At 46.8% G+C, this 14,556-nt stretch carries 14 protein-coding genes; 12 read left to right on the top strand and 2 right to left on the bottom strand.

The genetic code is table 11. From position 1 onward, the window contains the following. Positions 1–5: 5 nt before the first annotated feature. On the bottom strand, positions 6–212 hold the full coding sequence (locus tag CEG13_RS09685) for a hypothetical protein (RefSeq protein WP_420843798.1): 207 nt from the start codon (positions 210–212) through the stop codon (positions 6–8). A 195-nt stretch (positions 213–407) separates the two neighbouring features. Between CEG13_RS09685 and CEG13_RS09680 the strand changes: the two genes are divergently transcribed. The 10 genes from CEG13_RS09680 (at position 408) to CEG13_RS09635 (ending at position 10,470) form a co-directional block, all read left to right on the top strand. Further along, positions 408–1,694, top strand: a complete 1,287-nt coding sequence (locus tag CEG13_RS09680; protein WP_100011676.1) for an adenylosuccinate synthase — start codon at positions 408–410, stop codon at positions 1,692–1,694. A 123-nt stretch (positions 1,695–1,817) separates the two neighbouring features. Beyond that, on the top strand, positions 1,818–2,108 hold the full coding sequence (locus CEG13_RS09675; protein ID WP_204758487.1) for a nucleotidyltransferase family protein: 291 nt from the start codon (positions 1,818–1,820) through the stop codon (positions 2,106–2,108). After that, on the top strand, positions 2,105–2,434 hold the full coding sequence (locus CEG13_RS09670) for a HepT-like ribonuclease domain-containing protein (RefSeq protein WP_100011675.1): 330 nt from the start codon (positions 2,105–2,107) through the stop codon (positions 2,432–2,434). Before CEG13_RS09675 ends, CEG13_RS09670 begins: the two co-directional genes overlap by 4 nt. 68 nt (positions 2,435–2,502) lie before the next feature. Next, complete coding sequence (locus tag CEG13_RS09665) at positions 2,503–3,048, top strand: hypothetical protein (RefSeq protein ID WP_100011674.1); 546 nt, start codon at positions 2,503–2,505, stop codon at positions 3,046–3,048. 323 nt (positions 3,049–3,371) lie between these two features. After that, positions 3,372–4,073, top strand: coding sequence for a response regulator YycF (yycF, locus tag CEG13_RS09660; RefSeq protein WP_100011673.1), 702 nt, complete (start codon positions 3,372–3,374; stop codon positions 4,071–4,073). A 6-nt stretch (positions 4,074–4,079) separates the two neighbouring features. After that, positions 4,080–5,909, top strand: coding sequence for a cell wall metabolism sensor histidine kinase WalK (gene walK / locus CEG13_RS09655; RefSeq protein WP_100011672.1), 1,830 nt, complete (start codon positions 4,080–4,082; stop codon positions 5,907–5,909). Continuing rightward, positions 5,909–7,213 (top strand): YycH family regulatory protein, encoded by a 1,305-nt coding sequence (locus CEG13_RS09650; RefSeq protein WP_100011671.1) that lies wholly within the window; start codon positions 5,909–5,911, stop codon positions 7,211–7,213. Before walK ends, CEG13_RS09650 begins: the two co-directional genes overlap by 1 nt. A 2-nt stretch (positions 7,214–7,215) precedes the next feature. After that, positions 7,216–8,148, top strand: coding sequence for a two-component system regulatory protein YycI (locus tag CEG13_RS09645; RefSeq protein WP_100011670.1), 933 nt, complete (start codon positions 7,216–7,218; stop codon positions 8,146–8,148). Further along, positions 8,145–8,933, top strand: coding sequence for an MBL fold metallo-hydrolase (locus CEG13_RS09640; RefSeq protein WP_100011669.1), 789 nt, complete (start codon positions 8,145–8,147; stop codon positions 8,931–8,933). The genes CEG13_RS09645 and CEG13_RS09640 overlap by 4 nt, the downstream gene beginning before the upstream one ends. A 319-nt stretch (positions 8,934–9,252) precedes the next feature. Next, the gene (locus CEG13_RS09635) at positions 9,253–10,470 is read left to right on the top strand and encodes a S1C family serine protease (RefSeq protein WP_100011668.1); all 1,218 of its coding nucleotides are present in this window, start codon (positions 9,253–9,255) and stop codon (positions 10,468–10,470) included. A gap of 403 nt (positions 10,471–10,873) precedes the next feature. Here CEG13_RS09635 and CEG13_RS09630 read toward each other — a convergent pair whose 3' ends face one another. Next, positions 10,874–11,254: a DoxX family protein gene (locus CEG13_RS09630; protein WP_239984616.1), complete on the bottom strand. Its 381-nt coding sequence runs from the start codon at positions 11,252–11,254 to the stop codon at positions 10,874–10,876. A 369-nt stretch (positions 11,255–11,623) separates the two neighbouring features. Between CEG13_RS09630 and CEG13_RS09625 the strand changes: the two genes are divergently transcribed. Together CEG13_RS09625 and CEG13_RS09620 are read left to right on the top strand one after the other, a co-directional pair. After that, complete coding sequence (locus CEG13_RS09625) at positions 11,624–12,475, top strand: AraC family transcriptional regulator (protein WP_100011667.1); 852 nt, start codon at positions 11,624–11,626, stop codon at positions 12,473–12,475. Between the two features lie 227 nt (positions 12,476–12,702). Beyond that, positions 12,703–14,418, top strand: coding sequence for an ABC transporter ATP-binding protein (locus CEG13_RS09620; RefSeq protein ID WP_100011879.1), 1,716 nt, complete (start codon positions 12,703–12,705; stop codon positions 14,416–14,418). Positions 14,419–14,556 lie beyond the last annotated feature (138 nt).

Raw genomic sequence — 14,556 nt, 5'->3', positions numbered from 1 at the left:
CCCAACTACATGTCCTTTTTCCTGTCATCCAGTTTTCTTGACAACCAAAGGCATAACAAACCGGTAAATAAGGAAATCAGAAAAGGAATAATAAAATAGAATGGCATGATAACTGTCCAATATAGCAAATACGCACTTACCGCAAAAATAAACCAGCTGATGATCAGCAAAAAACTGGATATAAATTCTTTCCATGCGTTCAAGTTTATCACCTTTTTCTAATCGCGGTTCGTTTGCGGAACCCTCCTTCCTATAGTTTAACATAACTTCTCTTGATCTTAACCGAACAATAATAGATCAAAAGTAAATATTGTTCGTAATCCAATTGACTTCCCCCACCATTACTGATAAACTTAGCCCTGTACTTAACAAAAAACATATTTTACATTATTCAGTGGAGGTGCATCATGTCCTCAGTAGTTGTTGTTGGAACGCAGTGGGGCGATGAAGGAAAGGGAAAGATTACCGACTTTCTATCGCAGAATGCCGAGGTTGTGGCCCGTTATCAAGGGGGAAACAATGCGGGGCATACCATTAAATTTGATAACGAAACGTATAAATTGCATTTAATTCCGTCCGGGATATTTTTTGATGATAAAATTTGTGTGCTTGGCAATGGGATGGTGATTGATCCAAAGGCATTTGTCGAGGAGATCGCCTATTTGCATGAGCGCAATATTTCCACCGAGAATCTTCGTATCAGCAACCGTGCCCATGTTATTTTGCCGTATCACCTGCAGCTGGATGTTTTCCAGGAGGCCGATAAGGGCGCCAATAAAATCGGCACGACCAAGAAAGGGATCGGCCCGGCATACATGGATAAAGCGGCAAGATGCGGAATCCGGATTGCCGATTTGCTGGATAAAGACAGTTTCCGTGAGAAATTAGAGCAAAATCTCAAAGAGAAAAACCGTTTGTTTGAAAAAGTATACGAAGTGGAGCCTCTAAGGGTGGAAGATATTTTGGAGGAGTATTATGAATACGGCCAGCAGATGAAACAGTATGTGTGCGACACTTCCGTTGTTTTGAATGATGCACTGGATGAGGGACGCCGTGTGCTATTTGAAGGGGCGCAGGGTGTGATGCTGGACATCGACCAGGGAACCTATCCGTTCGTTACCTCGTCGAATCCTATTGCAGGAGGAGTGACGATTGGTTCCGGGGTCGGCCCGACAAAGATCAATCATGTCGTCGGTGTGTCGAAAGCCTACACCACTCGGGTGGGTGATGGCCCTTTCCCAACCGAGTTGCATGATGCAATAGGTGAACAAATCCGCGAAGTCGGCCGCGAATATGGCACTACGACAGGCAGAGCACGCCGGGTTGGCTGGTTTGACAGCGTGGTCGTGCGCCATGCTCGCCGTGTCAGTGGGATTACCGATCTTTCGCTTAATTCGCTCGATGTTCTAACTGGAATTGAGACGCTGAAAATTTGTGTCGCCTACCGCTATCAAGGAGAAATCATGGAAGAATTTCCGGCAAGTCTGTCTGTCCTGGCAGAATGTGAACCGGTGTATGAAGAAATGCCTGGCTGGACCGAGGACATCACCGGGGTGCGTAATCTGGGAGATCTGCCTGAGAATGCCCGTCACTACTTGGAGCGCATTTCCCAGCTGACCAAGATTCCGCTGTCTGTCTTTTCCGTTGGTCCGGATCGCTCGCAGACGAATGTTGTGCGGAGTGTGTATAGCTAAAGCTCATATAAAAAATGACTGCTCTCCCCTAGGATAGCAGTCATTTTTTTAGAACCAATAATTAATTTCCCGTATATGTTAAAATAGATATAAATATAAAACGTACCTTGGAGGTGGGTTTCTTTGTCGATTTATATGCAGGTACAAGACAACCGTGAAAAATTAATAACGAGTGCCAAGGCCCATGGGATAAAAAGCTTGAAGTTATTTGGCTCCGTCGCAAAGGGAGCGGAACAAAAAAATAGTGATATAGACTTATTGGTAAGTTTTGAAGAGGGCAGAAGTCTTTTTGATCTAATCAGATTTAAGCAAGAGGTGGAAAGCCTGCTTGGTAGAGATGTGGATGTCGTCACGGAGAATTCTATTCATTCAAGTATTAAAGAAGAAATATTGAACGAGGCTATTTCATTATGAAAAATGATCAAATGTATTTAACTCACATTTTAGAATGTATCAACAGTATCGAGAGTTATATTCCAAATGGTAAAACGGATTATTTTAGTTCAAAAATGATCCAAGATGCAGTCATAAGGAATTTGGAAATTATTGGTGAAGCAACAAAGCATTTATCTGCAGATTTAAAGTTAAGAGAAAATGATATACCATGGAGTGAAATGGCAGGAATGAGAAATGTATTGATCCATGAATACTTTGGGGTTGATAATGAAATAGTCTGGAATGTACTCGACAAAGAGCTGCCACTTTTAAAGGTGAAAATAACTAAACTGCTGCAGGAGTAACCAAAGTAAATCGATCCTTATGTTTTTAACAACATGACAAAACACAAAAACTAGAAAGGCCGTGTTACATGTTTCGCAAAACCCTTTCCCGGCTTTTACTGCCAACACTAAGATTCTTTTGCTATTTACTGCTGCGTCAAAATAATGACAAATTGCGGAAAAAAGGCAGAGATCGGGAACTCATAACGACAATGAAAAGAGCTTATACCGTCCTGCTTGAGGGCAATCACTTAAATGAAGATTTGACAAATGGACCCAACACGTTAAAAACAAAAGGCTCACGAATATTGGCTGAAGCGTTTATGAACGTTCGGGAATACAGAGAGGAAGATGATTTTTATTTCCTGGTTGCCAAAGAATGGGTAAGGGACTATGAGAAAAAGTTTCACCGCACCTCACTGGCATGTGTGATTTTACTACCCCTCTGGTTCGCTTCCGTCCTTTTTCTGGATGATTATATTGCATTCGCGGTTTTGGGGCTTTTTTTATTGGGGTTAATCCTTATCCCTTTAATTGGAATGTTAGCCGGAGCACTCGGAAAAGGCTGGAGGAAATGGGTGCTCACGGGTGTAAATACCCTCTTCTTCGCCAACAACTTTTTTATTGTGTTTTAGTGTTTTAAAGCTCATTTCGTAAGTTTTGCTGCTGCTTATTTATACTGCTTCGGCCGGTCGCGCACCTTAGGGCAACGCATCACCCCCTCGGAGGAAGGTCATTTCCTGCGGGGTCTTTTAACTTTCCTAAAGAGCGCGAAGGATATTTCCGGAGCTGCAGAGCAGTTTCGACAAAATTCGGGAAGTGACAGGCACTAAAATTCGGGAAGTGACAGGCACTGCACTTTTTCCTCCCCAAAAAAGAAATCCCCCCAACCCAAGACATTTCCGCCAAAATACGGTAAAATAGAGGCTAGAGTAACCGTGAAAAGGATGTGGCGTAAATGAGCCAGAAAATACTTGTGGTAGATGACGAACAGCCAATTGCAGATATATTGAAATTTAACTTGGAAAAAGAAGGCTATGAGGTCGTCGTCGGCTATGACGGCGATGAGGCGATTGAACTGGCCGAAACGGAGAACCCGGATCTGATTTTGCTTGATATTATGCTGCCTGAGAGGGACGGCAATGAGGTATGTCGCGAGATCCGCAAAACTCAATCCATGCCGATTATTATGCTGACGGCGAAGGACTCGGAGATTGACAAGGTGTTGGGACTGGAAATGGGCGCGGATGACTATGTGACCAAGCCGTTCAGCAACCGCGAGCTGATTGCCAGGGTGAAGGCCAACCTGCGGAGACAGCAGGTGCCGGATGATGCAGTGAAACAGTCCAAAGACATTAATATCGGTGCTCTGGTGATTCATCCGGACGCCTATATCGTTTCGCGGGACGGGGTGAAGATTGAGCTGACCCACCGTGAATTTGAGCTGCTCCATTATCTGGCGCGCCATATTGGCCAGGTGATGACACGCGAACACCTGCTGGAAACGGTGTGGGGTTATGATTATTTCGGCGATGTTCGTACCGTGGATGTAACCGTGCGCCGGCTTCGTGAAAAAATTGAGGAGAATCCGAGCAACCCAACGTGGATCGTGACCCGCCGGGGAGTTGGCTATTATTTACGAAATCCTGAGCAGGAGTAGTTGCCTATGAATAAAGTCGGTTTTTTTCGTTCGATTCAATCAAAGTTCACGGTGATTTATATTCTCTTGCTGCTTGTAGCTATCCAGGTGATCGGGTCGTTTTTTACAAGTGAACTGGAAAAAGAATTGATGGAGACGTTTGAAAGTTCCATTGACGACCGTGTGGATCTCTTAAGCTTAAATCTGGAGCAGGCATTCAACAGGGAGCGCAGTGATCAAGGTGAGGGACCGACCTTAGAGCAGGAGATTCAGAGTATTGTTTCTAATGTTAACGCAGAGGACATTACGACATTGGAAGTGATTGACAACCAGAGCCGGATTCTTGGGACAAATGATCCCCTGAATCAGGATGCTGTTGGGAAGAGAACGAGCAGAGAGATCGTGCAGAACGTACTTTTATTAGATACCAGAGTGGAAGAAACAGGGTACAATCGGGAAATAAGCGAACCGGTCCGCGTGCAGGCGGTGCCGATTTTTAATAATGAAAATAATGTCGAAGGCGTCATTTATCTCGAGGCTTCGCTGCAAGGTGTCTATAATCAGGTGCAGAACATCAACAATATTTTCCTCAGGGGGTCTCTGCTTGCGATTGCCGTCTCGGCTATCATCGGTGTGATTGTGGCCCGGACGATTACCAAGCCGATTTCCGAGATGCGCAGACAGGCGCAAACGATGGCGCGGGGGGATTTCACCCAAAAGGTAAATGTCTATTCCAAGGATGAAATCGGGCTGCTGGCTGACACGTTCAATGACTTGAACTCCCGGCTGAAGCATTCCTATGCCACGATTGAGGAGGAACAGCTGAAACTGAGCTCGGTCCTTTCCAACATGTCCGACGGGGTGATTGCCACCGACAATGCCGGGGCGGTTACACTGATGAATGATGCCGCTGGACGGCTGATTGGGCATAATCCGGACGATATGAGAGGGAAAGATTTAATTGATGTCTTGCAGCTGGAAGAGAAAGTGGTTGATATGACCGAACTGCATGACAGCGGGTCGATGATTATTGACTTCTCCAGTGAGGATCAGTTCTTTCTGGTACGAGCGAACTTCTCGACCATCGTTGACGAGGAAGGCGACATCAGCGGGTTTATCTCCGTCATCAGCGATGTGACCGAACAGGAAAAAGCGGAACAGGAGCAGCGGGAGTTTGTTTCCAATGTGTCGCATGAACTGCGCACCCCATTGACGACAATGAAGAGCTATCTCGAAGCATTGAATGACGGGGCTTGGGAGGACAAAGAGATCGCGCCGAGGTTTCTTCATGTCACGCAGACGGAGACAGACCGGATGATTCGGATGGTCAATGATCTCTTGCAGCTGTCGAAAATGGATGCCGAAGAATATCCGCTGCAGAAGGAACGCGCTGATTTTATCGATTATTTCCATCAGGTGATTGATCGCTTTGAAATGAATCTGCCAGAACATATATCGCTTAAGCGAAGCCTGCCGAGTGGCCGCTACCACGTATGGATGGACAAGGACAAAATGACGCAGGTGCTGGATAACATCATTACCAATGCGATAAAATACTCGCCGGAGGGCGGAGAAATCAACTTGAAAGTAGAAGCCAAACGGCACTATCTGCTGGTCAGTGTCCGGGATGAGGGCATGGGCATCAGCTATGACAAGGTGGAAAAAATCTTTGAACGTTTCTACCGTGCCGATAAAGCAAGAACCAGAAAACTTGGCGGCACCGGGCTTGGCCTTGCAATTTCCAAGGAACTTGTAGAGGCCCATCACGGCAAAATCTGGGCAACGAGCAAAGAAGGTAAAGGGACGACGATCCTCTTTACACTTCCGCTGATCGAGCAGAAGCGGAGGGGTGCATAATGAAGCTGGAAACCATTAAATCATTTGTATTGGTATTCCTGATTGGTGTGAGTCTGCTCTTGACGTTTGGGTTGTGGAGCTATCAGCCCAATTTGGAGACGGTGAGCAGTACTCCCCCCGAAGATGAGGTGAGTATCGGCGGCGGCGAGCAAACCGAACAGGACATTATTCAGCCGAGTTCGATTATATTTCATGCTGGTGAGAACCATTACGGTTATAAGGATCCAAGTGATCAGCAAAATTTATACCGGGAGATGCAGTCCTGGACGCTGGAGGATTTTGCAACCGATCTGGCCGAGGACCGCGAACGTGAGGACTATGAGGTGGAGATGGTATTCCCTGATGCCCTGCCGATGGAACTCATCAATTCGCTGTTTACTTTTGAAGGAGATGGCATTGAACCGCCAAGCTGGTCATTTGATCGGATGTATTTTACCTTCCTGCCACAGCAGTCCTCGATTGAAGTGGAATTTTTGTCGGTGGACGGAAGACAGCAGGCCACAGCACTCATTCACAATCCGCAAAGTTATGATGCGCTTTGGGAGCCGATGACGACGCTTGAGGGGTTACGGGAGCTAATTGCCTATGAAGAAGGCCAGTCCCGGATCTATTTGCCGGCAGATTCAGTGACACTGCGGCGATACACATCCGGAGTGGATCAAATTGAACCACATATTATGGTCAACGCGCTGTTCAGCAATCCGGCTGCCGTGAATGTCCAGAATGCCACGACAGGAACTCGCGGTGAGTCCTATTACAGTGACGGCGAGCGTGGAATGAATGTCTATCAGTTCGGTGCCAGCATGGAGTACAATAATCCATCATCTGAAAATGCTATGATCGCCCCGATTGATTTGCTGGATCGCAGCATTCAGAATATCAACGCACATGGCGGCTGGACCGATAATTACCGTCTGATGGAACTTGAGACAAATCAAAATCTTATCCGTTATCAGATGCATTATAATGGACTGCCTGTTTTTAACAGTTCCAACCTCGCCACGATTGAACAGCAGTGGGGGTCTAACGGGCTGATCCGCTACAGGCGGCCGCTGATCAATCTAAGTGACTACCTGGATTTTGAGGAGGCGCCGATTGACCTGCCTTCCGGATATGAGGTTATAGAAGAACTTGAGAGTTACGATCAAGATAGTCTGCAGGCAGTGACGCTGGGCTATCAGCTCAATTATCTGGATGAGGAGCAGCGTTCAGTAGTACTCGAGCCGAAATGGTATATGAATTACGGCGGAAATTGGACAACCGTACACTTTGAGGATAGGACGCCAATGGAAGGAGGGAACTGAGGATGCAATGGGGCAATATAAAAACACTGTTTATTCTCTGTTTCCTTATCCTGGACGTTTATTTGCTGTTTCAGTTTCTGGAGAGGCAGGATCAGGCCGACTTAAATTTGATTGGCTCACAGGAACAATCCATTGAGGACCAGTTGGAGTCAGAGAATATTACAATGGAAAATATTAATTTAAATGTATCGGAGGAATCCTATATCTCCGCGGCACAGCGGGAGTTTTCCACGGAGGGGCAGAGAGAGCTGGCTGGTTTGGAAGGACAGGAATCAGTGGTTATCTCGGATAATTACATCGTTTCCCTCCTGGACGAACCGATCTCCATTTCCGAGGATGCCACAGCGGATGAAATCAGTTCCCTGGTGACTCCGCATATCCTCGCGCCGGAGTCCTATACGTACTGGGACTGGAACACCGAACATAATGTACTGATCTTTTTCCAGACAAATGACGACCGGCCGATTTATTTTAACCAAAGTGCGGTCATGCTGGGCTTTTTAAATGATCAAAATGAACTTGTGTTTCTCAGCCAGACGATGCTGGCAGAGGCCGAGTCTCAGGAAGAGCAACAGCCGCTGATTGAGCCGATCCGGGCCGCGGGAATTTTGTACACGCAAAATCAGCTGTTTTCGGAAGATCATATTTCCAGTATGAACCTCGGCTATTTCACACGGGTGCCGCTCCAAGACGGGGTACAAGTATTTGCCCCAACCTATAACGTAGTGGTCAACGGAGAGCGGAATTACTTCGTGAACGCGATCGAGGGCGTGCCTTCCCCAAGTGAGGCAAACAGATTTTTACAGGACTCAATCGATCTGGCCATCACGAACGTCCAGACATTAAGCAATGATCAGGAGTTAAAAGAGCCTGTGCTCAATCTGCTGGAAGCGAAACAACAGCAGCCAGAAGAAAATCGGAGTGAGATAGAATGACCTTACGTTTTAGTGTACTGGCATCCGGCAGTACCGGAAACGCCTTTTATATAGAATCAGAAAATGAAAAAATACTTGTCGATGCGGGTCTTAGCGGGAAAAAGCTGGACGAGCTGTTTGCCGGGATCGGCAGGGATGCGGGTGATTTGACCGGCATTCTGGTGACTCACGAGCACAGCGACCATGTCAAGGGACTGGGGATTTTTGCCAGAAAACACAACCTGCCCATCTATGCCAATGAAAAAACGTGGAAAGCCATGGAGTCGGGTGTCGGCAAGCTGACCCTTGATCAGAAATTTTATTTTGGCATGGAAGAAATGAAAACCTTCAGCGACATGGAGATCGAATCCTTTGGCGTCTCGCATGATGCGGCAGAACCGATGTTTTACACCTTCCGCCATGACGGCAAAAAAGTTGCCCTGGTGACCGACCTCGGCTATGTGTCCGAGCGTATTAAGAAAACGGTGGAAGCAGCCGATGCCTATATTTTTGAGGCCAACCATGATGTGGAGATGCTCCGGGTCGGCCGCTATCCGTGGAATGTGAAGCGGCGGATCCTCGGCGATTCCGGCCATGTGTCCAATGAGGACTCCGGCCTGGCCATTGCCGACATTATTGATAATAACACCAAACGCATTTATTTGGCCCATTTAAGCCAGGATAATAATATGAAAGATCTCGCGCGGATGTCCGTGGATCATGTGCTGAAAGAGCGAGGTATCCAGCTTGATTTGCATGACACTGATCCGTCTATGCCGACACCATTATATGAGGTGGGCTCATAAAGTGAAACTTCATTCAATAGGGCGCTTTTGCCCATTGAATGTTAGTTGCTGCCCACAGGATGTGGATCACAAAGACGTTGCCACACGACGTGGCGTTCTTAGTCTTTGTTCTTATGAGCGGGTCTTTACAGGCATTTACCCCCGCCTAACATATTTAGCCTACTTTTAATTTTGTGGTGGAGGTTTACTTCCTGTTAATCTGCGGTAAGTTTGGATTAATTTCCGCTTTCCTGTATACACTTTTAATAGGAGGATAACGGAAGGCAAAGAGGCAGCCGGAAGTTTTCTTAATGATACAGGGAAAGTAAGGGGATGGATCATGGGCTATTATAATCAGCATTACCCGACAAATCCGCATCGGAAAAAGAAAAACAGCTGGCTCATACCTGGTCTCTTAGGCGTGATCATCGGTATTTTGCTGGTGACCGTTGCGGTGCCGGCGTTTATGGAATCGAACGGTCAGCAGAAAACAGCAGGTCATAACGATCAGGCGAACATCCAGACAGGGCCTGGTAACGCGGGCGGAGGTATTACCAATGTCACGGTGGATGTATCGACGCAAATCACCGAGGTAGTGGATGAAGTTACTCCTGCCGTGGTCGGGGTGCTCAACATCCAGCTGCAAGGAGACTCTTTGCAGCAGCCGGAAGAAGGCGGCAACGAGGCAGGCACAGGCTCGGGTGTCATTTACAAAACGGAAAATGGTACCGCCTATGTGATCACCAACCAGCATGTTGTCAGGGGAGCCGATACCGTAGAAGTCGTGCTGGACGATGACACGCGCGTCGAGGCAGAAATCATCGGCGGCGATTTGTTTTCTGATCTCGCTGTGTTGCGTATGGACGCGGGACCGGTGGAGCAGGTCATCGAAATCGGCTCTTCGGCAAATGTCAAAGTCGGCGAACCCGCTATCGCCATTGGCAATCCACTCGGCCTGATGTTCTCAAGCTCCGTCACCCAGGGCGTGATCAGCGGCACACAGCGCACGATCCCGCAGGACTTTGACATGGACGGCCGGGCTGACTGGCAGGCAGAAGTCATCCAGACCGATGCGGCCATCAATCCCGGCAACAGCGGCGGGGCGCTGATCAATATTAACGGACAGCTGATTGGTATCAATTCAATGAAAGTTAATCAGCAAGCCGTCGAAGGTCTTGGTTTCGCCATCCCCATCGACATGGCTATGCCGATCGTCCGTGAGCTGGAAGCAACAGGCGAAGTGATCCGCCCATTTCTCGGTGTGGAAATCTACTCGCTTGACGAAGTGCCGCAATCCGAATGGTCGGGCACGCTAAACCTCCCTGATGAGGTGGAAGGCGGCGTCTACGTATGGAGCGTCCAGACTCTTTCCCCAGCCGACCAGGCAGGAATGCAGCGCTTTGACGTCATCACCGCACTCGACGGTGAGCCGGTGATGAATATGATTGATCTAAGGAAAATCCTTTATCATGAAAAAGAAGTCGGCGATGAGGTTGCTGTTACTTATTATCGTGATGGCGAGCGTGCTGAGACGACGATTGAATTAGGTACGCAATAAGAATGGAGAAAAGCTGTCTTCTCTAAAAGGGGAGGATGGCTTTTTTGTTTGGATAGGGGTGAGGTGGGGTATGGACTGGAGGAGGCTAAATCGACGGGAATCGGCGGAAATCAACCGTCGAATGGAAACATCAACCAGAAAACCACATCAAATAAAAAAAGCACTGCATCAACCGATAGAAGCAGGAGACATGCCACCGCCACCCCCTAACATCCACACAAAATCCCACTTACTCACAGGCTGTTGATAAATATGTTAATAAAATCAAGATATGGTATAGAACATTAATTTCTATACTAAATAATTACGAACAACTGTGCATATGTGCATAAAAATGTGGATAACTCGTCAATTTACACAGAAATAACGAGTTATCCACTGGTTTCCAACAGCTTATACCACATTAATTCACAACTTTTCCCCGAACTCGATGCCAAAGCAGCAGCAACAGGATAAGCATGACAATATCCAGTCTGGCTTCAAAAGCGAATGCTAAAACGCCTTGATTCAGCAGCACAGGAACCTTAGTCAAAAACAGCGCACCCAGGATGATGACAATTAGCGGCGGGACAGCATATCTAAGATACATTCGGACGGCGATTAATGTTCCACAGGCAATCTCCGTCAATGCAACCAGCAGCAAAACCGTTTCTGGTGACGGAAAAGCCAGCTCTGCAAAAACTTCCCGGAAACTGCCATCCAGCAATTTGACGAGGCCGGATGTGATAAACACATAGGCCACTGCATAGCAAATCCACCTCGGCATGTCCATATAAAAAGCCATATAAATCCCCCAATCTTTTGGATTATTTAATGTATATGCACAAACCCGGGAAAGATTGACAAGCTTTTTTGGGATATATCAAACGAATGCAATTGTCGGCAACATACAATTCGCCTTAATTTAGCTGATTTTTATAGACGGGTGTTATAATAATGTTAAACGAAAGCATGGTTTACAACAGACTTAATGCACCTCGACATGCAACGGAACAGGGAAAGGGAATCATAATTAAAATGGTTCTCTATTGTCGTTAAAGTTGATTTTAAAATAATGGACTAAATCCAACCGGGCATTCTGTCACAACAAAGCACAGAATGACAGGATTAACTGGTGAAGACTTGTTAGGATTGAAATAAGGGAGAGAGCGATATGACATGGGTTGAATCATTGCAGACAGCTATTGACTACATGGAAGACCATTTGCTGGATGATATTTCAATAGAGAGGATTGCACACCAGGCAAATTTCTCCGTCTTTCATTTTCAGCGTGCATTTGCGATCTTGACCGATGTCTCTGTCGGCGAATATCTAAGACGCAGGCGCTTAACATTGGCCGCTCATGAGTTAATAAGAACAAACGCCAAGATTATTGATATCGCCTGCAAATATGGCTACGACACTCCCGAAGCCTTCTCAAAGGCTTTCAGGCGTCAGCATGGTGCAACCCCAAGTGATGCGCGAAAGTACAAGGGAAAGCTAAAATCTTATAACCGCCTGGTGATACAGGTGAGTCTGAAAGGGGCAGAACCTATGCAATACAGAGTTATCGAAATGGATGGATTTCGGGCAGCAGGGATGAAGCAGGAATTTTCATTGGTCAATGGGCAGAATCAGGCAGAGATCCCAAAAATGTGGGATGAATTAAATGGAAATGGGACTGACGAATTATTATTTAAATTAAATAATGGTCCCATCGAAGGCGTGCTGGGTGTATGTGTTGATAAGAACAATGAGACAATCGATTATTGGATCGGCACAGCATGTGAGGGTGATATCCCGGATGGCCTATCAACCTTGGACATCCCCGCATCAAAATGGGCTGTATTTGAAGTTCACGGACCAATGCCAAATGCGATGCAAGGGGTATGGAAAAAAATATTCTCGGAATGGTTCCCATCAAGTGGCTATGAGCATGCGGGTACACCGGAATTAGAGGTTTATTCGGATGAAGATCCTTCAAGTCCTAATTTATATTCAGAAATATGGATCCCTGTTAAATAGTGGGGAGAGTTATTGCTTGGAAGATAACACATTAATTTAAATGATCTACCCAATAACAACAGGCGCCATTCTTGAATAAGAAGGCGTCTTTCTTTTTTCGGGATAATATGGTTATGCCGAACGATTATTTCAAAACCGCAAATTCGACAAAAACCGCACCGCAAATAGTGACAGCCACCCCAAAATCGCTTATAATTTCCCTTAGACAAAGAAAGGAAGTGCAGCAAGTGATACGCCGGTTTTTCTCTTATTACAGACCGCACAAGCGGTTATTCATCATAGACTTTACAGCTGCGGTGATTGTCGCAATACTGGAGCTTGCTTTTCCGATAGCCGTGCAGTATTTCATCGATGAGCTGCTGCCTGGTGATGACTGGAACCTGATTGTGACGGTAAGTATTCTGCTTTTATTCATTTATTTGTTAAGCACAGGATTGCAATATGTGGTGACCTATCTCGGGCATAAACTGGGGATAAATATTGAGACGGACATGCGGGAGGATCTCTTCCAGCATGTGCAGCGGCAGTCCTTCCGCTTTTTTGACAATACGAAGACCGGGCATATCATGAGCCGGATAACCAATGATTTATTTGATATCGGAGAGCTTGCCCACCACGGGCCGGAGGATTTTTTCATTGCGATTATGACCTTCATCGGCGCCTTTTTCATCATGTTCTTTGTGAATCCGACGCTTGCCATGATTATTCTGGTTGCGGTCCCGATTCTGATTTTCCTGATCGCCTTCAGTAATATTAAGATGAACAAGGCCTGGAAGAAAATGTATGAAGAAATTGCCGGGGTTAATGCCCGGGTGGAAGACGCGGTTTCCGGCGTGCGTGTGGTGCAGTCGTTCACCAATGAGACGTTTGAAATGACGCGCTTTAAAAAGGACAACAACAGTTTCCGCAAAGCGAAAATTGGTGCCTATAAAGTGATGGCTGTGGTGCATTCGAACATTTATATTCTCATGCGCCTGATGACCCTGGTCGTTCTGGTGGTTGGCGCCTGGCTGGTCTTCAACGAGCGCCTGACGTACGGGGAAATGGTCAGCTTCGTGCTGTACGTCAATGTGCTGTTCAACCCAATTCAGAAAATCACCGCCCTCTTGGAAATGTATCCAAAAGGGATGGCCGGCTTCAAGCGGTTCGCCGATTTGCTCGATGTCGAACCGGATGTAAAAAACCGGGAAGGAGCGAAAGAAGTGGACAGTCTGAAAGGGAACATCACATTCGACCATGTCACCTTTGGCTATGAAAAAACCCAGGCACCTGTCCTTGAGAAGCTCAATTTCTCGGTAAAAGCTGGAGATACTATAGCCTTTGTCGGGCCATCCGGTGCAGGGAAAACGACAATCTGCTCCCTAATCCCGCGTTTCTATGACGTAGAGGGTGGAGGTATTTCTATCGACGGAATGGACATTCGCGATATGACGAAAGAATCACTGCGCAATCAAATTGGCGTCGTGCAGCAGGATGTCTTTCTATTCACCGGCACGTTAAAGGAAAACATTGCGTATGGCAAACTGGATGCCACCGATGAGGAAATCAAACGTGCGGCACGTCAGGCGCATATGGAGGAATTTATCAAGGAACTGCCGGACGGCTATGAGACGCAGGTCGGCGAGCGCGGCCTGAAACTCTCAGGCGGCCAGAAGCAGCGGATCGCCATTGCCCGGATGTTCCTGAAAAACCCGCCAATCCTGATCTTGGATGAGGCAACTTCCGCACTCGACACAGAGACGGAAACAATTATTCAAAAAGCCCTGAACGAACTGGCGAAAGACCGTACCACCTTGGTCATTGCGCACCGGCTGGCAACCATCAAAAACGCCGACCGCATCATGGTTGTCACCAAAGAGGGAATCGAGGAAGAAGGAAGCCACGAAGAACTCTTGCAGCGTGACGGTATATTTGCTCATTTGCATAAGGTGCAGATGCGGTGATAGATGTTTAATGGGATAAAAGCGCTTGGATTGCACGGTTGGTCGTGGTCCGGGCGTTTTTTACATGCGAAGTTCACCATAGATATAAAAGATTTCAAGAGAGTTTTCCTTGGTCAATATGAAAAATCGCAATCTAAT

Source organism: Lentibacillus sediminis, assembly GCF_002763455.1.
GTDB classification, from domain to species: Bacteria; Bacillota; Bacilli; order Bacillales; family Amphibacillaceae; genus Lentibacillus_D; species Lentibacillus_D sediminis_A.
This window is presented reverse-complemented; position numbering and strand designations above follow the sequence as displayed.

Bases quoted from the DNA above. Each gene is read 5' to 3' on its own strand.
- CEG13_RS09625 (WP_100011667.1), top strand. From the start codon at position 11,624: ATGACATGGGTTGAATCATTGCAGACAGCTATTGACTACATGGAAGAC.
- yycF (WP_100011673.1), top strand. From the start codon at position 3,372: ATGAGCCAGAAAATACTTGTGGTAGATGACGAACAGCCAATTGCAGAT.
- CEG13_RS09630 (WP_239984616.1), bottom strand. From the start codon at position 11,254: ATGGCTTTTTATATGGACATGCCGAGGTGGATTTGCTATGCAGTGGCC.
- CEG13_RS09650 (WP_100011671.1), top strand. From the start codon at position 5,909: ATGAAGCTGGAAACCATTAAATCATTTGTATTGGTATTCCTGATTGGT.
- CEG13_RS09670 (WP_100011675.1), top strand. From the start codon at position 2,105: ATGAAAAATGATCAAATGTATTTAACTCACATTTTAGAATGTATCAAC.
- CEG13_RS09665 (WP_100011674.1), top strand. From the start codon at position 2,503: ATGTTTCGCAAAACCCTTTCCCGGCTTTTACTGCCAACACTAAGATTC.
- CEG13_RS09645 (WP_100011670.1), top strand. From the start codon at position 7,216: ATGCAATGGGGCAATATAAAAACACTGTTTATTCTCTGTTTCCTTATC.
- CEG13_RS09680 (WP_100011676.1), top strand. From the start codon at position 408: ATGTCCTCAGTAGTTGTTGTTGGAACGCAGTGGGGCGATGAAGGAAAG.
- walK (WP_100011672.1), top strand. From the start codon at position 4,080: ATGAATAAAGTCGGTTTTTTTCGTTCGATTCAATCAAAGTTCACGGTG.
- CEG13_RS09635 (WP_100011668.1), top strand. From the start codon at position 9,253: ATGGGCTATTATAATCAGCATTACCCGACAAATCCGCATCGGAAAAAG.
- CEG13_RS09640 (WP_100011669.1), top strand. From the start codon at position 8,145: ATGACCTTACGTTTTAGTGTACTGGCATCCGGCAGTACCGGAAACGCC.